The organism is Micromonospora sp. WMMD712 (assembly GCF_029581295.1).
GTDB lineage: Bacteria > Actinomycetota > Actinomycetes > Mycobacteriales > Micromonosporaceae > Micromonospora > Micromonospora carbonacea.
On sequence record NZ_CP120743.1, the window covers coordinates 4,284,541 to 4,305,683 of the forward strand.

22 protein-coding genes are annotated in these 21,143 nt (G+C 73.7%); 20 read left to right on the top strand and 2 right to left on the bottom strand.

Going from position 1 to position 21,143, the window contains the following annotated elements; all coding sequences use genetic code 11:
- Positions 1-68 precede the first annotated feature (68 nt).
- Entirely contained in the window at positions 69-833 is a 765-nt protein-coding gene (locus O7633_RS18470; protein WP_074478090.1) for an ABC transporter ATP-binding protein, read from the top strand.
- A 32-nt stretch (positions 834-865) separates the two neighbouring features.
- Positions 866-2,590 carry an ABC transporter permease gene (locus O7633_RS18475; protein ID WP_282328593.1) on the top strand — a complete coding sequence of 575 codons (1,725 nt, stop codon included), beginning with the start codon at positions 866-868 and terminating at the stop codon, positions 2,588-2,590.
- 7 nt (positions 2,591-2,597) lie between these two features.
- On the opposite strand, the gene O7633_RS18480 is transcribed toward O7633_RS18475, so the two are convergent.
- A complete protein-coding gene (locus O7633_RS18480) occupies positions 2,598-2,852 on the bottom strand; it encodes a hypothetical protein (RefSeq protein ID WP_278130327.1) in 255 nt (84 codons plus the stop codon).
- Between the two features lie 121 nt (positions 2,853-2,973).
- On the opposite strand from O7633_RS18480, the gene O7633_RS18485 reads away from it, so the two are divergent.
- The 13 genes from O7633_RS18485 (at position 2,974) to O7633_RS18545 (ending at position 16,059) form a co-directional block, all read left to right on the top strand.
- Positions 2,974-3,468, top strand: a complete 495-nt coding sequence (locus tag O7633_RS18485) for an SRPBCC family protein (RefSeq protein WP_282323316.1) — start codon at positions 2,974-2,976, stop codon at positions 3,466-3,468.
- 483 nt (positions 3,469-3,951) lie between these two features.
- Positions 3,952-4,482 carry a flavin reductase family protein gene (locus O7633_RS18490; RefSeq protein WP_282323318.1) on the top strand — a complete coding sequence of 177 codons (531 nt, stop codon included), beginning with the start codon at positions 3,952-3,954 and terminating at the stop codon, positions 4,480-4,482.
- A gap of 160 nt (positions 4,483-4,642) precedes the next feature.
- A complete protein-coding gene (locus O7633_RS18495; RefSeq protein ID WP_282323319.1) occupies positions 4,643-5,041 on the top strand; it encodes a DUF485 domain-containing protein in 399 nt (132 codons plus the stop codon).
- On the top strand, positions 5,019-6,692 hold the full coding sequence (locus O7633_RS18500; protein ID WP_282323320.1) for a cation acetate symporter: 1,674 nt from the start codon (positions 5,019-5,021) through the stop codon (positions 6,690-6,692). Before O7633_RS18495 ends, O7633_RS18500 begins: the two co-directional genes overlap by 23 nt.
- A 142-nt stretch (positions 6,693-6,834) precedes the next feature.
- Positions 6,835-7,812, top strand: a complete 978-nt coding sequence (locus O7633_RS18505) for an NAD-dependent epimerase/dehydratase family protein (protein WP_077935279.1) — start codon at positions 6,835-6,837, stop codon at positions 7,810-7,812.
- Between the two features lie 77 nt (positions 7,813-7,889).
- Positions 7,890-9,119 carry an LCP family protein gene (locus O7633_RS18510; RefSeq protein WP_282323322.1) on the top strand — a complete coding sequence of 410 codons (1,230 nt, stop codon included), beginning with the start codon at positions 7,890-7,892 and terminating at the stop codon, positions 9,117-9,119.
- Between the two features lie 245 nt (positions 9,120-9,364).
- The gene (locus O7633_RS18515) at positions 9,365-10,591 is read left to right on the top strand and encodes an LCP family protein (RefSeq protein WP_282323323.1); all 1,227 of its coding nucleotides are present in this window, start codon (positions 9,365-9,367) and stop codon (positions 10,589-10,591) included.
- Between the two features lie 190 nt (positions 10,592-10,781).
- Positions 10,782-11,720, top strand: coding sequence for an LCP family protein (locus O7633_RS18520; protein WP_282328594.1), 939 nt, complete (start codon positions 10,782-10,784; stop codon positions 11,718-11,720).
- Positions 11,721-11,835: 115 nt separating this feature from the next.
- Positions 11,836-12,171, top strand: a complete 336-nt coding sequence (locus O7633_RS18525) for a rhodanese-like domain-containing protein (protein ID WP_282323324.1) — start codon at positions 11,836-11,838, stop codon at positions 12,169-12,171.
- Between the two features lie 11 nt (positions 12,172-12,182).
- Positions 12,183-12,974: a glycerophosphodiester phosphodiesterase family protein gene (locus O7633_RS18530; RefSeq protein ID WP_282323325.1), complete on the top strand. Its 792-nt coding sequence runs from the start codon at positions 12,183-12,185 to the stop codon at positions 12,972-12,974.
- Positions 12,975-13,146: 172 nt separating this feature from the next.
- A complete protein-coding gene (locus O7633_RS18535) occupies positions 13,147-14,601 on the top strand; it encodes a PAS domain-containing sensor histidine kinase (protein ID WP_282323326.1) in 1,455 nt (484 codons plus the stop codon).
- Positions 14,602-14,679: 78 nt separating this feature from the next.
- Positions 14,680-15,096: an ATP-binding protein gene (locus O7633_RS18540; protein WP_176735029.1), complete on the top strand. Its 417-nt coding sequence runs from the start codon at positions 14,680-14,682 to the stop codon at positions 15,094-15,096.
- Between the two features lie 72 nt (positions 15,097-15,168).
- The gene (locus tag O7633_RS18545) at positions 15,169-16,059 is read left to right on the top strand and encodes a DUF5926 family protein (protein ID WP_282323327.1); all 891 of its coding nucleotides are present in this window, start codon (positions 15,169-15,171) and stop codon (positions 16,057-16,059) included.
- Positions 16,060-16,117: 58 nt separating this feature from the next.
- Here the strand turns inward: O7633_RS18545 and O7633_RS18550 are convergent, their stop codons facing one another.
- Positions 16,118-17,314, bottom strand: coding sequence for an arginine deiminase (locus O7633_RS18550; protein ID WP_282323328.1), 1,197 nt, complete (start codon positions 17,312-17,314; stop codon positions 16,118-16,120).
- A gap of 164 nt (positions 17,315-17,478) precedes the next feature.
- Here O7633_RS18550 and O7633_RS18555 point away from each other — a divergent pair, with 164 nt between their 5' ends.
- From O7633_RS18555 to pheA, 5 genes are all read left to right on the top strand, one after another.
- Positions 17,479-18,219 carry a hypothetical protein gene (locus O7633_RS18555; protein WP_043960910.1) on the top strand — a complete coding sequence of 247 codons (741 nt, stop codon included), beginning with the start codon at positions 17,479-17,481 and terminating at the stop codon, positions 18,217-18,219.
- A 175-nt stretch (positions 18,220-18,394) separates the two neighbouring features.
- Positions 18,395-18,853 (top strand): hypothetical protein, encoded by a 459-nt coding sequence (locus tag O7633_RS18560; protein WP_278130347.1) that lies wholly within the window; start codon positions 18,395-18,397, stop codon positions 18,851-18,853.
- Between the two features lie 112 nt (positions 18,854-18,965).
- Complete coding sequence (locus O7633_RS18565) at positions 18,966-19,349, top strand: ACT domain-containing protein (RefSeq protein WP_278130349.1); 384 nt, start codon at positions 18,966-18,968, stop codon at positions 19,347-19,349.
- 257 nt (positions 19,350-19,606) lie between these two features.
- The gene (locus tag O7633_RS18570; protein WP_278136290.1) at positions 19,607-20,134 is read left to right on the top strand and encodes a hypothetical protein; all 528 of its coding nucleotides are present in this window, start codon (positions 19,607-19,609) and stop codon (positions 20,132-20,134) included.
- Positions 20,135-20,143: 9 nt separating this feature from the next.
- Positions 20,144-21,100 carry a prephenate dehydratase gene (gene pheA, locus O7633_RS18575; protein WP_178066933.1) on the top strand — a complete coding sequence of 319 codons (957 nt, stop codon included), beginning with the start codon at positions 20,144-20,146 and terminating at the stop codon, positions 21,098-21,100.
- Positions 21,101-21,143 lie beyond the last annotated feature (43 nt).

The following is a 21,143-nucleotide window of genomic DNA, read 5'->3' on the forward strand; positions in this document are numbered from 1 at the left end:
CCGGGGAGGAGGCGCAGGTCGTCCCTGGGCGGGAGCGGCCGCTGGCCGGCGCCGGATACGGTCGGTACATGACTGATGAGCACCCCGCGCTCGCGCTGCGTGGCCTCGCCAAGCGGTTCGACGGCAAGGTGGCGGTGGCCGGCGTCGACCTCGACGTGCCGGCCGGCTCGTTCTACGGGCTGCTCGGCCCGAACGGGGCCGGCAAGACCACCACCCTGTCCATGGCGGTCGGGCTGCTGCGCCCCGACGCGGGGGGCGCCTGGGTGCTCGGGCACGACGTATGGGCCGACCCGGTCCGGGCGAAGCAGCTCCTCGGCGTGATGCCCGACGGCGTGCGCCTGTTCGACCGGCTCAGCGGGGCGGAGCTGCTGGCGTACCACGGTCTGTTGCGCGGCATGGACCCGGCGGTGGTCGACCAGCGCGCGGCGGAGCTGCTCGACGTGCTCGCCCTCGGCGACGCCGGCCGGACCCTGGTCGTGGACTACTCGGCCGGCATGAAGAAGAAGATCGGCCTGGCCTGCGCGCTGCTGCACGGGCCCCGGCTGCTGGTGCTCGACGAGCCGTTCGAGGCGGTCGACCCGGTGTCGGCGGCCCTGATCCGGGACATCCTGCACCGGTACGTCGTCGGCGGCGGGACGGTCATCTTCTCCAGTCACGTCATGGAGGTCGTCGAGCGGCTCTGCTCGCACGTGGCGATCCTCGCCGAGGGGACGATCAAGCGGGTCGGCACGCTCGACGAGGTGCGCGGCGACCGCTCGCTGGAGGACGTGTTCGTCGAGGTGGTCGGTGGGCGCACGGCGACCGGCGAGGAGCTGGCGTGGCTGTCCCGGTGACCGGTCCGCAGCAGCGGGAGGCGGGCCCGGCCATGACGGTGACCGGGCCGGCGGGTCAGCCGGCCGGGCGGGCCCGGCCCGTCTCCGCCCGGCACTTCGTCCGGCTCAAGCTGCGGGTGATGGGCAACAACTTCCGGGGCCAGGGCTGGCGGATCGCCATGTTCGTGGGCGGGGTGGTCGCCGGGCTCTGGTTCGCCACGACCGGCTTCTTCCTGCTGGCCGCGCCGGGGCTGGCCGACGAGCCGACGTACGCGATGATGGCCGCCGCGTTCGGCGGCGGCCTGCTGGTGCTCGGCTGGCTGCTGCTGCCGCTGGTCTTCTTCGGGGTGGACGAGACGCTCGACCCGGCCCGGTTCGCCCTGCTGCCGCTGTCCCGGCGCACCCTGGTCACCGGGCTGTTCGCCGCCGCGCTGGTCAGCGTCCCGGCCGCGGCGGCGCTGATCGCGGCCGGCGGTCTGGTGCTCACCTCCGGCCTGCTCGGCGACGCGGTCGCGGCGCTCGTCGCGGCCGTCGGGGTGGTCGCCGGGCTGCTGCTCTGCGTCGCCGCCAGCCGGGCGATGACCAGCGCGTTCGCGACGATGTTGCGGTCCCGTCGGGTACGCGACCTGGCGGCCGTGCTGCTGGCGGTGCTCGCCGCGCTGCTCGGCCCGTTGCAGATCGTGGTGCTCGCCGCCGTGCAGCAGGCCGACTGGGACCGGCTGGCCGGGGTGGCCCGGATCGTCGGCTGGACCCCGTTCGGCGCGCCGTGGACGGTCGGCGTCGACGTGGCCGAGGGACGGGCCTGGGCCGTTCCGGTGAAGCTGCTGATCACCGCGCTGACGATCGGCGCGCTGCTGTGGTGGTGGTCCCGGTCGCTGGAGTCGGCGATGGTCGGCACGGCCAGCGGCGGCCGGACCGGGGCGCGCGGCGGCGCGGCGAAGACCGGCGACGGTCCGGCGGGGGCCGGAGCCGGTGCGGTCGGGCAGCTCTTTCCGTGGGCGGTCGGTTGGGCGCGCCGGGACCGGTTCGGCGCGCTGGTGGCCCGGGAGTGCCGCTACTGGTGGCGGGACGCCCGCCGGCGGGCCAACCTGATCACGATCGCCGTGGTCGGCATCTTCGTGCCGGTGATGGTCAACTTCGGCGGGGCGAGCTTCTCCACCGGGGAGGGCGTGGAGTTCGCCACCCCCGACTCGTCCCCCGTGCTGGTCAGCATCTCGATGGTGTTCGTCGGCCTGCTCGCCTCGGTGACCCTGGCCAACCAGTTCGGCTTCGACGGCAGCGCGTACGCGGCGAACGTGGTCGCGGGCGTTCCCGGCCGGCTGGAGCTGCGGGCCCGGATGGCCGCCTTCTCGGTGTACGTCCTGCCGATGCTCGCCGTCGTCACGGTGGTCCTGGGGGTGCTGCTGGGTCGGCCGGCGTGGCTGGGCGTGATGGCGGGCAGCCTCCTCGCCACCTACGGGGCGGGGCTGGCGATCAGCGCGTTCGTCTCGGTGCTGGGGGCGTACTCGCTGCCGGAGACGAGCAACCCGTTCGCGATGAACAGCGGGGCGGGCGTCGCGAAGAGCTTCCTCACCCTGCTGTCGATGCTCGGCACGGCGGTGGCGAGCGTGCCGATGGTGGTCGCCGCGGCACTGCTCGGCGACGCCTGGCTCTGGCTGGCCCCGCCGGTGGGGCTGGCGTACGGGCTGGGCGCGGCGCTGCTGGGCGCGTACCTGGCCGGTGACGTGCTGGACCGGCGGGCCTCCGAACTGCTGACGGCCGTGACCCCGCGCCGCTGAGCCCGGTTCAGCGGCGGCGCAGGAACGCGTAGAACAGGGCGCTGTTGCTGGAGGAGCTGACGTTGACCAGTTCCCACCCGTAGTGGCTGAGGTATTCGACGGCCTCCAGGAGCTGGGTTACGCCGCTGGTGCTCAGTCGCGGACGGGCGGCGACGGCGAGGTGCCGGTGGGGATAGCCCCGGAAGTCCACCTCGTTGCGGAGCACGGCGTCGGCGGCCACGACGCGGGCCTGGGCGAGCTGCTGCGGCGTCACGGGACTCATGCCCGGCACGATAGGAGCCCCCCGCACCCGCGCAGGCCCGCGCCTGTGCCGGCCTCGCCCGGGCCGGGGCGGGGCGTGCCGGCGCGGGGCCGGCCTGGTCGGCGGGCGGCACAATGGGGCGATGCCTGTCGTCGAGTCGGTGATCACCGTCCCGGTGCCGCCCGAGCTGGCCTTCGCGGTGTCGCAGACCGTCGCGCCGGTGCGCTACCGCTGGGACCCGTTCGTCCGCGAGCAGCACTTCACCGACGGGGCCACGCGCCCGGGCAAGGGCGTGCGCACCTTCACCCGTTCCCGGCACGGCCTGACGATGGTCAGCGAGTACGTCTCCTTCGCCCCGCCGAGCCACGTCGGGATGAAGATGGTCCGGGGCCCGTGGTTCTTCGAGATGTTCGCGGGCGGATGGCGGTTCGCCCCCGGCCCGGAGCCCGGCACGTCGGTCGCCACCTGGCGGTATCACTTCCGCTGCCGGCCGGCGTTCCTGCGCCCCGTCGCGCACCGGGTCGGCAGGTGGCTGCTCGGCCGGGACATCCGTCACCGGATCACCGGGTACGCCGCCGGCTGCGCCGACCCGGAGGTGCTGGCCGCCGCCCGCCGCACCCTGCGCTCCGACGAGTGACCACAGGGCCCCGCGCGTCGCGCCGACGGGCCACCGCGTCCCGTCGCTCTCCGTGGTCACCCCTCACGGCCCTGCACGCCTTCACCTCCCTTTGCTCTGCACCCACCCGCGCAACACCCTCGTGAGCTGCGCGAGTTCGGGGGCCGACAAAAGCGGGGCTGCAGAGACGGCTCACGCTTGGTGAGCGATGCGTATCCGGGTGCAGAGCAAAGGGGGACACACGGGGGTCACAGTGCCGGTCACGCTCGGCGAGCGATGCCTATGCGGGTGCAGAGCAAAGGGGGACACACGGGGGTCACAGTGCCGGTCACGCTCGGCGAGCGATGCCTATGCGGGTGCAGAGCAAAGGGGGACACACGGGGGTCGCGGTGCCGGAGAGAGCGGGAGGGCTGCGACCGTCGCGGTCCGGCCGCGGGCGGGCGTGAGCGCGGGCCCCGGCGGAAGGTCCCGACCGGCGGTTGGCGGGGGCCGGGTGGGGTCACAATGTTTCACGTGAATCCAGAGCCGGGTGCCGAGATCCACCACGTCGACCCGTTCGCCGTACCGGCGGGACAGCGGTCCCCGGCCCGGCGGCTGCGGGGTCGGCTGGCCGCGCCGGTGACGCTGTGGACCGCGCCGGGCCCCGCCGGCCTGACCGTGTCGTCCACGCTGGTCGCCGAGGGGGAGCCGGACCGGCTGCTGGGCCTGATCGACGCGGAGTCGGACCTGTGGGCGGCGGTCGAGGCGACGGGACGGTTCGTCGTCGCGCCGCTGGGCCCGCCGCACCGGCAGCTCGCCGACCGGTTCGCCGGCCTGTTCCCGTCGCCGGGCGGCCTCTTCGCCACCGACACCTGGACCGAGACCGGGTACGGCCCGGTGCCCGCCGACGCCGCCGGCTGGGCGGGGTGCCGGCTCGACACCGCCCGCGAGTACGGCTGGGCGCTGCTCGTCGAGGCCACCATCGAGCGCATCGACCTGACGGGGGAGAGCGACCCGCTGCTGCACTACCGCGGCCGGTACCACGAGTTGAGCTGACCAGCAGCTACCGGTCACCGGAGTGACCTGAGTCACTCGGCGCAGGCAGGCGACCGCTCGGCGCAGGTGGTGACCGCCGTCGATCCACGTCTTCCCGGGCGGGGCGTGCGGTTCCTACCGTGCGCGAAACCCCCACGCCTGTGAAGGTGGTGATCCACAGATGTCCACGGACACACCCCCGTCGGACGCACCGACCGAGCCGGAGACGCCGGCGTCGGCCGCGTCCACGGCGGACCGGTACCTCGCCGTACAGCGATCGGACGAGTTCGCCGGGTTGCGTCGCGCTCTGCGCGGCTTCATCTTCCCGATGACCGTCGCGTTCTTCCTCTGGTACGCGCTCTACGTGATCCTCTCCGCGTACGCGCGGGACTTCATGGGCACGCGGCTGTTCGGCAGCAACATCAACATCGCCCTGATCTTCGGCCTGCTCCAGTTCGTATCGACGTTCCTGATCGCCTGGCTCTACTCCCGGTTCGCCGACCGGAAGATCGACCCGATCGCCGACCGCATCCGCGCCGAGATGGGGGAGGTGACCCATGGAGACGGTCCTCGCGGCTGAGGCGGGCGGCGGCACCGCCCGCAACCTGACCATCACGCTGTTCCTGGTCTTCGTGGCGGTGACCCTGGCCATCACCATCTGGGCCAGCCGGCAGACCAAGACCGCCACCGACTTCTACGCGGGCGGCCGGTCCTTCTCCGGCTTCCAGAACGGCATGGCGATCGGCGGCGACTACATGTCGGCCGCGTCCTTCCTCGGCATCGCCGGCATCATCGCCCTCTACGGCTACGACGGCTTCCTCTACTCGATCGGCTTCCTGGTCGCCTGGCTGGTGGCGTTGCTGCTCGTCGCCGAGCTGCTGCGCAACTCGGGCCGGTACACGATGGCGGACGTGCTGGCGTTCCGGATGCGTCAGCGGCCGGTGCGCACGGCGGCGGCGGTCTCCACCATCACCGTGTCGATCTTCTATCTGCTGGCCCAGATGGTCGGCGCGGGCGCGCTGGTGGCGCTGCTGCTGGGCATCAAGCCGGGCACCACGTTCCTCGGCATGGACGCCGACACCGCGAAGGTCGCCACGATCATCATGGTCGGCGCCCTGATGATCATCTACGTCACCGTGGGCGGCATGAAGGGCACCACGTACGTCCAGATCGTCAAGGCGTTCCTGCTGATGACCGGCGCGCTGGTGATGACCCTGCTGGTCCTGGCGAAGTACAAGTTCAACCTGTCGTCGCTGCTCGGCGACGCCGCCGCCCGCTCGGGCAAGGGCAGCGCCTTCCTCGAACCCGGCCTGCGCTACGGCGTCGAGGTCGCCGGCAACGCGACGCAGACGTTCTACAACAAGGTCGACCTGCTCTCGCTCGGCATCGCGCTGGTGCTCGGCACGGCCGGCCTGCCGCACATCCTGATCCGCTTCTACACCGTGCCGACCGCCAAGGCGGCCCGCAAGAGCGTGCTCTGGGCGATCGGCATCATCGGCTCGTTCTACCTGCTCACCCTGGCCCTCGGCTTCGGCGCGGCGGCGCTGGTGGGCGGCCCGGCGATCACCGCCCAGGACAAGGCCGGCAACACCGCCGCGCCGCAGCTCGCCGAGAGGCTGGGCATCGACTTCCTCGGCGGCGACCTCGGCGGAGCGACCCTGCTGGCGATCATCGCGGCGGTGGCCTTCGCCACCATCCTGGCGGTGGTCGCCGGGCTCACCCTGGCCTCGTCGTCCAGCCTGGCGCACGACTTCTACGCCAACGTCCTCAAGAACGGGCAGGCGTCGGAGCGCCAGGAGGTCCGGGTGGCCCGGGTCTCGGCGCTGGTCATCGGCGCGGTCTCGATCGCCCTGTCGATCTACGCGCAGAGCCTGAACGTGGCCTTCCTGGTGGCGCTCGCGTTCGCGGTGGCCGCCTCGGGCAACCTGCCGGCGATCCTCTACAGCCTGTTCTGGAAGCGGTTCAACACCTCCGGCGCGGTCTGGGCGATCTACGGCGGCCTGCTCGCCGCCGTGCTGCTGGTGTTCTTCTCGCCGGTGGTCTCCGGGGCGCCGACGTCGATGTTCCCGGACCACGACTGGCACTGGTTCCCGCTGTCCAACCCGGGCATCCTCTCCATCCCGTTCGGCTTCCTGTGCGGGTGGATCGGCACGATGATCTCCAAGGAGAGCGACGAGGACAAGTACGCCGAACTGGAGGTGCGTTCCCTCACCGGCGCGGGCGCGCACTGAGGCCGGTACGCACCGGCCCGGGTGCGTACCGATCCCGCTCGGCCCCGCACCGGCCGAGCTGGTTAAAAGGGGCCCCCTGTACAACGTTTCGCGTTAACAGGGGGCCCTTCCTTCCCTCTCGTACCTGTATAGGCTGGTCGGTATGAAGGTTGCCCCGCGCTTCGGTCCCGGTCACCGCGTCCTCGTCACCGGCGGCGCCGGCTTCGTGCCGTCGCACCTGGTCGACACACTCGTCGCCCGTGGCTGCACGGTGGTGGCGCTGGACAACTTCGTCACCGGCTCCAAGGACAACGTGGCCCACCTGCACGACAAGCCCAACTTCACGCTGGTCGAGGCGGACATCTCCGACGGGCTGCCGACCCACCACCCGGCGCTGGCCGAGCGGTTCGACGCGATCATGCACATGGCGTCCCCGGCCAGCCCCACCGACTTCGCCACCCTGCCGGTGGAGATCCTCCGGGTCGGGTCGGTGGCGACCCTGCACCTGCTGGACCGCGCGGTCGCCGACGGCGCCCGGTTCCTGATGGCCTCCACCTCCGAGGCGTACGGGGACCCGAAGGAGCACCCGCAGCGCGAGACCTACTGGGGCAACGTCAACCCGATCGGCGTACGCAGCGTCTACGACGAGGCGAAGCGGTTCTCCGAGGCGGCCACGATGGCCTACCACCGGTACCGGGGGCTGGACGCCGCGATCGTGCGGATCTTCAACACGTACGGCCCGCGGATGCGGCCGGACGACGGCCGGGCGATCCCGACGTTCATCTCGCAGGCGCTGCGCGGCGAGCCGATCACCGTGCACGGCACCGGCAACCAGACCCGGTCGATCTGCTACGTCGAGGACCTGGTGCGCGGCATCCTGCTGCTGCTCGACTCCACGGAGACCGGCCCGGTCAACTGCGGCACCGAGCACGAGCTGACCATGCGGCAACTGGCCGAGTTGATCGTGTCACTCTCCGGCAGCACGTCCGAGGTGACGTACGTCACCCGGGCGGCCGACGACCCGGAGATGCGCCGCCCCGACCTGACCCTCGCCCGTGAACTGCTCGGATACGAGCCGGCGGTGGCGCCCGAAGACGGCCTCCGCCGCACGATCGAGCACTTCCGCGAGCGGCTAGGGTAGCCGGTCCGCGCGACGCGGCCCGCCGGCCGGCCTGCGATTGAGGGCGGCGCTCGACCGGGCTACGTACCCTCGGGTACATGTCAGCGACCGCTTCCGCCGGTGTTCCGGTCCCGCCCCTGCGTCGCAGCGCGGGGCGTGCCCCGGTGCCCGGCCCCGGCCAGGGCGGCTCGGGGCGCGCCAGCGTGCCCGGGGCCCAGTGGTATCCCACCCACGACGACCGGCCCCGCAGCGGCGGCTTCGGCGGGTCGGACGGCCCGGGTGGCCCCGGCGGGCCGGGCGCTCCCCGGCGGTCCGGCGGGCGCGGGCCGCGCCCGAGGTGGGGCCGGATCGGCCTGGTGGCCGGCGTGGCGGTGCTCGTCCTCGCGCTGCTCGGCGGCGTCGGCGCATGGCTCTACACCCGCAACCTCAATCAGGACCTGGCCCGCACCGACCCGTTCTCGGAGCTGACCGGCGGCCGGCCGCCGAAGGCGGTCGACGGGGCGCTGAACATCCTGCTGGTCGGCAGCGACTCGCGGGACCCGGACGCACCGGTGGACCAGCAGAGCCAGTGGCGGGCCGACACGATCATCGTCATGCACATCCCGGCCGACCACAAGTCCGCCTACCTGGTCTCCATCCCCCGCGACCTCTACGTGCCGATCCCGGAGAACGCCCAGGCCGACTGCGGCTCGGCGCAACGGGCGAAGATCAATGCCGCGTTCGCGTTCGGCGGCCTGCCGCTGGCCGTGAAGACGGTGGAGTGCTTCACCGACGTCCGCATCGACAACGTGATGGCGATCGACTTCGCCGGGTTCAAGCAGGTCACCGACGCACTCGGCGGGGTGGACCTGAAGGTGGAGCGGTCGATCACCTCGATCCACAAGCCGTTCCGCAAGTTCACCAAGGGCACCATGCACATGAACGGCGCTGAGGCGCTGGACTGGATCCGGCAGCGCAAGCAGTTCCCCGACGGCGACTTCGCCCGCATGCGCCACCAGCAGGAGTTCCTCAAGGCCCTGCTGGACAAGGCGGCCAGCACGGGCACCCTGACCAACCCGAAGAAGCTCAACGCGTTCCTCCAGTCGGTGACGGACGCGGTGACCGTGGACCAGGGCTTCTCGCTCGTCGACATGGCGGTGCAGTTCCGCAGCCTGCGCGGGGAGAACCTGATCTTCATCACCAGCCCGAACTCGGGCAGCGACACGATCAACGGCGAGTCGGTGGTCGTCTCGGACCGGGAGAAGGCGCTGGCCATGTACCAGGCGATGACGGCGGACAAGATGGCCGACTGGGTGAAGGCCAACCCGCCGGAGGGCAGCTCGGGGTGACGGGCTTCCGGTAACGGAGACGGATCCCGGATGGTCGTTACTTCGACACACGTCAGCGCCGGTCGGCGGCCGGACCCCGTTCCACCGGGGGCCTTACCGCCGACCGGCCGCATTCCATTGACCGTTCGGGTGAATTCCGCAGGCAACTACGAAGATAACTGCGAATAGCCGGCGGACGAACTCGCCTTGACGGGAAGCGGTACGTACAGTGGTCCCGCCCCCCGATCACGCGAGCTGGAGCACGCATGCCGGTTCATACCAGCCGTCGCCCTCCGTCGCAGGCGCCCGTCGGTGCGGTCGCACGGGTTCCGTCGGCCATCCCGTCGCAGCCCCGCAGCGGCGGCCGACCGCCCATCGACGTCCCCGCCCGCAAGCGGAAGAAGCGCCGCAAGGACCCCCTGTGGGCCCGCCTCACCGTCGTCTTCGGCGCGATCCTGATGCTGACGAGCGGGATCGCCATCGTCGGCAGCAAGGCGTTCATCAGCCAGGCCACCGGCAACATCGCCCAGCGCAACCTGCTCGGCGAGGCCGGCAAGTCCGACGCCGAGGGCGGGGCGAGCCTGGACGGCCCGATCGACATGCTGCTGCTGGGCGTGGACGCCCGCGAGCGCTGGGCCGCCGACGACGTCCGCGCCGACACGATCATCGTGCTGCACATCCCCGCCTCGCACGACCAGGCGTACCTGATCTCCATTCCGCGGGACACCGAGGCGCAGATCCCGGCGTTCAAGAAGAGCGGCTACGGGGGCGGCACCGACAAGATCAACGCGGCCTTCCAGGCGGGCGCCCGCAACGGCGGCGGCTGGGAGGGCGGCGCGCAGCTCATGGCGCAGACGATCAAGCGGATGACGGGGATCAGCTTCGACGGCGCGGCGATCATCAACTTCGGCGGCTTCAAGGGCGTCATCGACGCCCTCGGCACCGTGCGGATCTGCGTCAGCCACGAGGTCAAGTCGCACCACATGTCGTACGTCGACGGCAAGCCGATGTGGAACGCCGACGCGAAGAAGACCGGCAAGCCGATGACCCCGGTGGTGCACAAGAAGGGCTGCCGGGACATGAAGGGCTGGGCCGCCCTCGACTACGCCCGGCAGCGCTACGGCCTGCCGAACAGCGACTACGACCGCCAGCAGAACCAGCAGCAGCTCATCAAGGCGATGGCGAAGAAGGCGACCGAGAACGGCACGCTGACCAACCCGGTGAAGCTCAACGGGCTGATCAAGGCGGCCGGCAAGGCGTTCGTGCTGGACACCGGCGGGGTGCCGATCATCGACTTCATCTACACGATGCGCGGGGTCACCGGCAACGACCTGACCACGCTGCGGACCAACGGCGGCACCTTCCACGCGAACGCCAGCGGGACGAAGGAGTCGCTGAGCCCGCAGACCATGGAGATGTTCCAGGCGGTCAAGAACGACAAGCTGGCCGAGTTCGTCTACGCCAACCCGAACGTGCTGTCGACCCGCAAGTAGCACCCTGATCAGGGGAAACTTGCCCGGCGACCCGACGCCCCCCGTAGCCTGACGTGAGAAACATTCACGTACGGCGGCGGGGGGCGTCACGGCCAGGTCGGGGGGATTCGGACGGGGGCGGCGGGGACCGGCCCGTCGACGCGTACCCCGCTGGAGCCGGATCCTGCTCGGGGTCGGCCTCGCCCTCGCGCTGCTGGCCGCCGGCGCCGTGGTCGGGCTCCGGGCCCTCGGCCACCGCTACGAGCGCACGGTGACGCGGGAGGACCTGCTCGACACCGACGCCCGGCGCGACCGGACGGACCTGGACGGGGCGCTCAACTACCTCCTCGTCGGCTCGGACCGGCGGCCCGGCGCGGCCGGCGACGACCAGCGCTCCGACACCATCCTGGTGGTGCACGTGCCGGCCGACACGAAGAGCGCCTACCTGGTCTCGTTCCCCCGCGACCTGCTGGTCGCCGTCCCGCCCGGCCCGAACGGCTACGGCGGCGGCAGCGACAAGCTCAACGCGGCCTACGAGCACGGCGGCGGCGGCGAGGCCGGCGTCCAGCTCCTCTCGGCCACCCTCACCCGGCTCACCGGGCTGCGCTTCGACGGGGCCGCCCTGATCGACTTCGCCGGGCTGCGGCAGGTGATCGACCTCCTCGGCGGGGTGCGCATGTGCGTCGACACCGAGGTCCGCTCGATCCACACGGGGACCCTGTTCAGCCCCGGCTGTCAGCAGATGGACGGCGCGCGGGCGCTGGACTACGTCCGGCAGCGCTACGACCTGCCCGGCGGCGACTACGACCGGCAGCGCCACCAGCAGCAGCTCCTGCGGGCGATGCTGGACCGGGCCGGCGCGACGAACCTGCGCCGCGACCCGGTGCGGCTCGACCGGCTCATCCGGGCGGTCGGCGCGTCGCTGACCGTCGACACCAACGGGGTGCCCCTGGAGGATCTGCTGCTCACCCTCCGGGACCTCCCCCCGGACGCGCTGACGGGCATCCAGGTGCCCTCCCATCCGCAGACCATCGACGGCATCTCGTACGTCGTGCTCGACGCCGGGGGCAACGCCCTCTTCGACGCGGTCCGGGGCGCCCGCATGCCCGCCTGGGCGCAGGCCAACCCGCGCTGGGTGACCCACCTCTGAGCCCCGCACCCACCCCGCCGCGCCCGCCCGCCGCTGACCTGCGCATTCGTCCCGACCCGCCCGGATTCGCACACCCCCGACGGGGCGGCAGGGCGAGGCTCTAGGCTTGGTGACCGTGTTCGGACCCCAGGTTCCCACCGTGCCCGTGACCGAGATCGCCGACGACACCTACCTGCTCGACGTCCGCGAGGACGACGAGTGGACCGCCGGGCACGCCCCCGGCGCCCACCACCTGCCGATGATGGAGCTGCCCGCCCGGATGGCCGAGGTGCCCACCGACCGGGACGTGGCGGTCATCTGCCGCTCCGGCGGGCGCTCGGCGCAGGTGGTGGCCTACCTGCGGAACAACGGCTGGGACCAGGTGCGCAACGCCGACGGCGGCATGCGCCAGTGGGCTGCCGTCGGCCGACCCGTGGTGACCGGGGACGGCGGGCCGGGCCAGGTCATCTGAGAGCGACGGGCATGGGTGCCCCCCTGGTCTTCGCGCACCGCGGCTCCTCGGCGGACCTGCCGGAGCACACCCTCGCCGCCTACCTGCGGGCCCTCGACGAGGGCGTCGACGGGCTGGAGTGCGACGTCCGGCTGACCCGCGACGGGCACCTGGTCTGCGTCCACGACCGGCGGCTGGAGCGCACCAGCAACGGCACCGGCCTGGTCAGCGTCCGCACGCTGGCGGAGCTGGAGGCGCTGGACTTCGGCTCCTGGCACCCGGGCTGCGGGCCCTCCGACGGCGACGAGCTGCCGGACGAGTCGCGCACCCGGCTGCTCACCCTGGCGCGGCTGCTCGACGCGGTGCTGGCCGCCGGCCGCCCGGTGCGGCTGCTGATCGAGACGAAGCACCCCTCGCGGTACGGCGGGCACGTGGAGCGCCGGCTGGTGGCCCTGTTGCGCCGCTACGGCCTGGCCGAACCGCGCCCCGACGCCCCCGTCCAGGTCACGGTGATGTCCTTCTCGCCGCTGGCCGTGCGGCGCGTCCGCGACCTCGCCCCCGGGCTGCCCACGGTGCTCCTGCTGGAGGTGCTGCCGCGCTGGCTGCGCCTCGGCCGCCTGCCGTTCGGCACCCGCATCGCCGGGCCGGGGGTCGAGCTGGTCCGGGCCCGGCCGCGCCTGGTGCCCGCGCTGCGGGCCGCCGGCCACCAGGTGTACGTCTGGACCGTCAACGAGCCCGCCGAGCTGGACCTGGTGCTCGACGTCGGGGTGGACGGGATCATCACCGACCGGCCGGCGCACGCGCTGGCCCGGCTGGGCCGGTGAACGGGTCGGGCGGCGTCGGCCGCCGAGGCCGCCACCCGGCCGGACGGGGCCGGTGAACCGCCGGGGCGGCGTGGTCCGCTGGCTGGTCAGGCCGGGTTCGCCGGGCGGCGCGGGTGCCGGGGCCGCCCGCGCGGGGGTGTCGGGGAACGGGTCGGCGCGGCACACTCGGGACATGCCGGAGCGTACCGACCTCGCCGCCCTGATAACCGGCCATGGCAGGGTTATCGAGATGATCAACTCTGGTGAAGTCGGCCTGCCCGTCCTCGCCCAGCTGCTCCAGGTGGTCCAGCCGGCGATCGGGGCGGCCAGCACCGCCTTCGTGGAGTTCGCGCCCACCGGCGGCCGGGTGATCGCCGCGACCGGGGGCGCCGAGTGGGCCGTCGGCCGGCCCGTGTCGCCCACCGACCCGGCCACCGTCTGCCTGCTCTCCGGCCCGCGGGTCCGCGACATCCGGGTGGACCGCATCCCCGGCCCGATCGGCGCCGAGCTGGTCGACCGGGGGCTGCGCCGGATGGTGGCCGCCCGCGCCGAGATCGGCGGGCTGACCGTCGGCAGCCTGCACGCGTTCTATCCGGACGACGACGCGTCGACGGCCGCCGGGCAGCACGAGGTGGTGGCGTACATCGCCTCCTGCATCGCCCACATGTACAGCGACCAGAGCGGCCTGCCGGTGCACGGCGACGGCCCGGTGGTCGCGGCGCTGGCCGACGGGCTCGCCGTGGTCGACCGGGAGGGGCGCGTCCGGCTCTGGAACCCGGCCGCCGCCCAGGTGACCGGCCGGACGGTCGCGGAGTCGCTGAACCGGGCGCTGCCGTTCCCCCTCCCCCCGTCCGGGCAGGTCCTCGACCACCGGCTGCCCGACGGCCGCTGGATCAAGATCACCTCAGGCGAGCTGCCGGGCCCCGGGGCGCTGCGCGTGGTCACCTTCCGGGACATCACCGACCAACAGCTCCGCGACCAGGACCGGGACCTCTTCGTCGCGGTGACCAGCCATGAGCTGCGCACGCCGGTCACCGTCATCAAGGGGTACGCGGACACCCTCACCGAGCACTGGGACTCCCTGACCGACGCCGACCGGCGGCAGGCCGCCCGGGTCATCGGGCAGCGCGCCAACGAACTGGCCCGGCTGGTCGACCGGCTGCTCACCTCGGCCACCGAGGGTCGGCCCGGCGAGCCGTCCGTCCCCTTCGACCTGGGCGAGGCGCTCCGGGCCGCCGTCGCCGACCTGCCCACCGACCTGCGCCGCCGGGTCGTCCTCGACGTGCCCGAGGGCCTGCCCCGGGCGCTCGGCACCCGGCAGTCGCTGACGACGGTGCTGACCGAGCTGGGGACCAACGCCGACAAGTACTCCCCGCCCGACACCCCGATCGAGATCACCGCCGAGAGCAACGAGCGGACCGTCTCGTTCCGGGTCGCCGACCGGGGCATCGGCATCCGGCCGGAGCACGTCGAGCGGGCGTTCGACCGGTTCTGGCAGGGCGAGTCCGGCGACCGCCGGGGATACCCGGGTGCCGGGCTCGGCCTCTATCTCGTCCGCCGGATCGTTGAACAGCAGAATGGCTGGGTGTCGCTCCGGCCGAGGCCGGGCGGCGGTACGGTCGCAGAGGTCCGGCTGCCCCGCGGGTGAGCCCGGTCGGCGGGCCGGGGCGTCGTGGGGCGAGAGAGGGCGGCGGTGGCGGGAGAGCCGGTCGAGCGGTCGTGGTGCGTGGTGGTGCCGCACCACCCGACCGGCGCGCGCCTGGCCCGGCACCGGCTCGCCGACGAGCTGGCCGACGTCGTGCCGCCGGTGCTCCTGGCCGACCTGGTGGCGGTCCTGGCCGAGCTGGTCGGCAACGCCGTCCGGCACGCCGACGCGCTTCCCGGCGGGGTGGTGCGGGTGGCCTGGCGGCTGCGCCGGACCCCCGACGGGCCGTTCGTCCAGCTCCGGGTCACCGACGGTGGGGCGGCCGCCGGGCCGCTGGTCCGGGTCGCCGGCCCCGACGCGGTCGACGGCCGTGGCCTGCACATCGTCGCGGGCCTGGCGAGCCGGTGGGGCGTCGACCGGGACGGCCTCGGGCAGAGCGTGTGGGCCGAGTTCGAGCCCGCCGCCACGCCGCGCACCGATCTCGTCGCCGCCGGCTGAGCCGCGCCGGACCATCCGTGCGGGGCGGGTCCTGCCCACCCCGGCCGGCAACGGGCTCTAGGCTGTCTCGCCGTGAGCAAGCGTAGAAGGATCCAGCGGGCCGCCGACGTCGCCGTCACCGGGAAGCGGGAGAAGGTGCGGGACGTCTTCGTGCCCCGACCGTTCGAGGGAATGGCCGACGAGCCGGAGTGGATCGCCCTGCGCGAGCTGGTCCCCGCCGCCTCCGCGCCGCTGCGGCTCGTCCCCGAGCTGGTCGAGGAGCACGGCGACCGGCCGGTCACCCTGGCCACCGTGCTGCCCATGGCGGCGCCGGCGATGACCAAGGCCGACGGTCGCGTCTTCGTCGGGCTCCAGCGCCACCAGCAGTCGGGCGACGTCTCCCGGGACCTGGCCGAGGCGCTGCTCTGCGCGCTGCGCACCGAGCCGGGCCGGACGGTCACGGTGCCGCCGCTGCCCGGCCCCGGCCCCCGCCTCCAGGACATCCTGGTCGACGGGCCGCTGGACGTCAGCATGCACGAGGGCTTCGAGTTCTGGCTCGACCCGGGGGCGGCCGACGACCCGACCGTCCAGGCGTCGCTGGAGCGGGCCAACGCGGCCGTCTACCCGACCGTGCGGCTGGCGGCGGCGCGGGCGGCGTACTGGTGCCGGGTGCCGGAGAAGGCACACGTCCGCTGGGTGCTCCCGGACGACGAGGACGCCGCGCTGGACGCCCTGGCGCGGCTGAGCGCCGCCGGCACGCTGCCCCTGGCCGGGGGCACGAAGTTCGCCGGCATGTTCCGCGCGCACGGGCGTCTCGTGCCGGTCTGGGACCTGCCCGAGGACGTCCCGGCGGCCGACTGGGAGGAGCCGGTGCGGGAGTTCGCCGGGCGCTACGCCGGGGCCCTCGCCGAGAAGGAGCCGCTGGACGCGGCAGGCCGCCGCGCCCGGCACGGCCTGCTCGGCCGGCAGCTCACCCTGCGCTGAGCCAAAGTGTTAGGAAGGGTCCCCTGTACAACGTTTTGCGTTAACAAGGGGCCCTTCCTTACTCCCGGACCAGGGGGCAGGACATGCATCGCGGGCCGCCCCGGCCGGAGCCCAGCTCGGAGCCGGCGATCGGGATCACCTCGATGCCGGCCCGCTCCAGCTGCGCGTTGGTGCCGGTGTTGCGCTCGTAGCCGACGCAGAGCCGGGGGGCGATGGCGAGGGTGTTGTTGCCGTCGTCCCACTGCTCCCGCTCGGCGGTGACCGGGTCGAGGCCGGTGTCGATCACCCGGAGCTGGTCGAGGTCCATCGCGTCGGCGGCGGCCCGCAGGAACGGCGCGGGCCCGTCCACCTGCGGTTCGCCGTCGGGGCCGGCGACCACCGTGTACGCGGCGAGGGTGCTCGCCACGTTCGCGTACATCAGCACGGCGTCGACGTCGACCATCGTGCAGATGGTGTCCAGGTGCATGGTGGCGCGCTCCTGGGCGATCGGCACCACCAGGATGGTGTGCGCCAGCCCGGCGGCGAAGACCTGCCGGGCGAGCCGTTCCGCCCCGGCCGGGGTGGTCCGCTCACCGACCCCGACCGCGAGCACCCCCGGGGCGAGCAGCAGCACGTCGCCGCCCTCCAGGTGCTCCAGCCCGGGGTGGTAGACGAACTCGGTGCCGACGAAGCGCGGGTGGTGCCGGTAGATGGCGTCGGTGATGCTCGTCTCTTTTCGGCGGGCGGGCATCGCCAGGCTGGTGACCCCGACCCGGTCGCCGATCCACAGTGACGAGTCGCGGGTGAACAGCAGGTTGGGCAGGGGGTCGATGACGAAGTCGTGCCGGTCCATCAGGGAGTAGACGAGCCCACCGGGCCGTTCCCTGCTGATCCGCAGCTCCTCGTGGGCGAGCCCGGCGACGAGCACGTCGGCGAGGGCGGCGGGGTCGAGGTAGGCGAGGTGGTCGGCCACCCGGCGGCGCAGGGTGTCGCCCAGCCGGGGCGAGCTGAGCACCTGCTCGGTCAGCTCGGCGCGGGCCTCGGCGACGGCGAGGGTCTCGGCGAGGAGGGTGGCGAGGTAGAGCACCTCCACCCCGCGGGCGCGCAGCTCGGCGGCGAACGCGTCGTGCTCCTCCTGTGCCCGTCCGACCCATGGGATAGCGTCGAACAGCAACGAGTCGTTGTTCCGGGGGGTGAGTCGGGCCAGTTCGGGGCCCGGCCGGTGCAGCAGCACGGTGCCGAGGCGGCCGACTTCACTGTCCACGTAGTGGGTCACCCGGCCAAGGGTAGGGCAGGGTTTGGCGGCATCCGGTAAAACGTCTGTGGATGAATATGGCATTCATCCACACTCACTCCGGCGCTCCGACTTGCCGGGTACCCGGTATGTCAACGTAGGGTAGTGAGGACATAACTTCGAGGGACCTTTTGCCGGAGGTCGCGATGACTGTCTTTCCCGCACGTCGAGCCGCACCCACCGCACGGGCACTGCCGCCCGTCTCGGTGCCACACCCCAGGGCGGATGCCCCCGGGGTGCTCGACCCGACCCGTCCGAGCCCCCTGGAGTGGGCCCGGCGGCGGCGCGCCGAGCGGGGGGCCCGCCGGTTGGAAGCGGCCGGGGCCCGCGCCCTGGGCCGGCTCGACCACCTCGGGCCGGGGTGGCACGTCGTCGAGTGGCCCCGCACGGACACCACGGACCTCCTCCTCGACCCCGCCCAGGACGACCGGGCCGGGTTCCTCGCCATCGGGCCGGGCGGCCTGTTCGCGGTGACCATCGCCGACCACGGCCGCGCCCGAGTGCTGGTGGCCGGCGACGTGGTGCAGATCAACGGCAAGCGCCCGCCCTACGTGGCCGAGGCCCGCCGCGACGCCAAGCGCGCGAGCAAGGTGCTGTCCCAGGCGGTGGGGCTGCCCATCCCGGTGACGCCGGTGCTGACCTTCGTCGGCTCGGGCGTCATCAGCGTGTACGGCCTGCCGAAGGACTGCCTCATGGCCACCCACCGCGAGCTGGACCGCCTGCTCGTGGCGGGCGGCAACCGGATCACCCCGGCCACGGCCGAGAAACTCGCCCGTGTGGCGCAGCACCCGGGGACCTGGATGAACGGCACCTACCGTCCCGCCGGCGACTACCGGTGGTACGACGGCGGCCGAACGGCGGCTGACAAGCCGGCCAACCGCCGGTAACGTCTCCCGCGACGCCACGCGGTCCGGCCCGTACCCGGAGCAACCACCGGCCGCGCCGGCGCCGGACGCCCGGGTGAGGGCAACCGACCCCGGCGGCCCGGCGGCCCCAGCGCGGTCGGCGATGCCCAGACGACCGGTTAGCGTGGACAGACCGTCGGTGTACATAGGAGGCGCGGTGGCCCACGTCGAACTCTCGCTCTCGGAAGTGTTCGCGCCCACCGCCCGGACACCGCTGGAGCAGGGGTCCGACAACTTCGGGCAGTGGTCCGCCACCGTGGCCCGGGCCGACGAGCCCTGCCTCCTGATCGACACCGACACCCGGGTCGTCGCGGTGTCCGCGGCCGGCTGCGAGCTGCTCTGCCTCGGCCGCCCCGACGACGTGATCGGCCTGCCGCTGCTCGACGGCTGTCTGCGGCTGCTCGACTTCACCGCCCACCGGGGCGAGTTGACCGAGCAGGAGACCGACAAGATCCCGCCGCTGCTCGCCCTGCACTCCGGGCGGCTCGCCCGGGGGCTGCTGCGGGTGCAGGCCGCGACGGCAGGCCGGACGGACCCGACGGTCGACGCCATCTCGACGCCGGTGCTGACCGACGGGCAGGTCACCGGGTCGCTGACCTTCTTCTCCGAGGTCTGATCCACCTCCCACCGTCCGGTCCGCGCAGCACCGCCCTGACCTGGGCAGATGTGGCGTCCGCCGCACCCTCGGGGAGCTGTGGCGGGCACCCGCCAGGCCGTAGGGTGCCCTCATGGTCGATGTCGCTCTGCTGCCGGGGGAGTACGCGGTGTGCCGGCTGGCCGCCGGTGCCGTCCTCGGGCCCGCCCTCTGGGGCGAACTGGGCGACGCCGAGGTGGTCAGCGTGAGCTGGGCCGCCGACGGGGTCTCCGTGATCTGCCCGGCCCCCCGCGCGCCGGGCGAGGTGGAGACCGACTGGCGGTGCCTGCGGATCGTCGGCCCGCTCGGGCAGGCGGTGACCGGCACCCTGGCCGCGCTGATCGGCCCGTTGACCGAGGCGCGGGTCGATCCGGTCGCCTTCTCCACGTACGACACCGACCACGTGCTCGTGCCCGCCGTACGGCTGGGCGAGGCGACCGCCGCGCTGCGCCGCGCCGGCCACCGCGTCCTCGACTGACGGCCGCCCTGGACGGTCGCCCCCGCGAGACCGGCCCGGTGGGCCTTCACGGCCGCGCCGATGGCTCCTACGATGAGCTCGGCCATCCCGGCCGCAACGACGTTCTCCGATGCAAGGATCGGCCCGTGCCGCCATCCGCACCGCACCGACCGGTGTCCCGCGCGCCCGGCGCCTCCGGCCCGTCCCGCGCGCCCGGTCGCTCCGGTCCCGCCCGGCTGCCCGGCCGCTCCATCCGGCTGCCCGGCCGCTCCGCCCGCCTGCCCGGCGCGATCGGGCTGCTCGCCCTCCTCGCCGTCACGCTCGCCGGCTGCGGCACGCCGCCGGAGCTGCGCCAGCCCGCCGCCCTGCCCAGCACCGGCCCGACCGGCCCACCCGGTCCCGCCGCGTCGGCCGCCGCCACGCCCACCGGCCCGACGGCGCCGGTCACCCCGCCCGCGGCGGTGCCGCCGACCACCCCGGGTTCCGACCTGGTCGCCGGCCCCTGCCGCGACGGCCCGTCGGTGGACCGGGTCGTCGCGCTGCTGCGCGGCCCGGCCGGGGTGCTGTCCGGCTCGGTCTCGGTGCGGGCGGGCGACGGCCCGTTCTGCGCCGGGGACTGGCAGTACACGGTGCTGCGGGTGACCGGGCACGAGGAGTTGCAGGTGGTGACCCGGGGCCGGCCGGGCGACCTGGAGCTGGTCACCGCCGGCACCGACGTCTGCACCATCGAGGTACGCGTCGCCGGGCCGCCCGGCATCCGGGCACTCGCCTGCGACGCCGTCCCGGGCACCGTGCCGGGTGCGTAGGCTGGCGGCATGCCGGGAACACCGCCCACCCGTTTCGTCTACCTCGGCCCCGAGGGCACCTTCGCCGAGCAGGCGCTGCGCACCGTGCCGGCCGCCGAGCGCGGCACCCGCACGCCCGCCCGCAGCGTCGGCGAGGCGCTGGAGGCCGTCCGCGCCGGGGAGGCCGACGCGGCCCTGGTGCCGCTGGAGAACTCGATCGGCGGCGCGGTCGGGGTGACCCTGGACGAGCTGGCCGAGGGCGACCCGCTGGTGATCACCCGGGAGGTGATCCTGCCGGTCGAGTTCGTGCTCGGCGCCCGGCAGGGGACGTCGCCGGAGGAGATCCGCTCGGTGGCCGCCCATCCCCAGGCGTCCACCCAGTGCCGGGGCTGGCTGCGCACCCACCTGCCGGACGCGGTCGTGGTGGACGTGCTCTCCAACGGGGCCGCCGCGGCCGGCGCGGCGACGGGCGAGTTCGACGCGGCGATCTGCGCCCCGATCGGGGCCGCCCGGCACCGGCTGGCGGTGCTCGCCGACAAGATCGCCGACCATCCCGACGCGGTGACCCGGTTCGCGCTGCTGTCCCGCCCGGGCCCGCCCTCGCCCCCCACCGGGGACGACCTCACGTCGCTGGCCGTCTACATCGCCCACGACCGGGTGGGCGCGCTGCTGTCGGTGCTGATGGAGCTGGCCGTGCGCGGGGTGAACCTGACCCGCATCGAGTCCCGCCCGACGGGCGAGGCGCTGGGTCGGTACGTCTTCTTCCTCGACTGCACCGGCCACGTCGCCGAGCCACGGCTCGGGGAGGCGTTGCAGGGGTTGCGGCGGGTCTGCGCCCAGGTGCGGTTCCTCGGGTCGTACCCCCGGCACCGGTGGGCGCAGCCGGCGGGCGACCGGCCCGTGCCCGCGCCGGCCGGGCTGTCGGACGCCGACTACGCCGACGCGTCGGCCTGGCTGGCCCGGTTGCGTGCCGGCGAGCTGAGCTGAGCGCGGCCTCGCCGGCCCGGCCCGCGTCGGCGGGCTGACACCG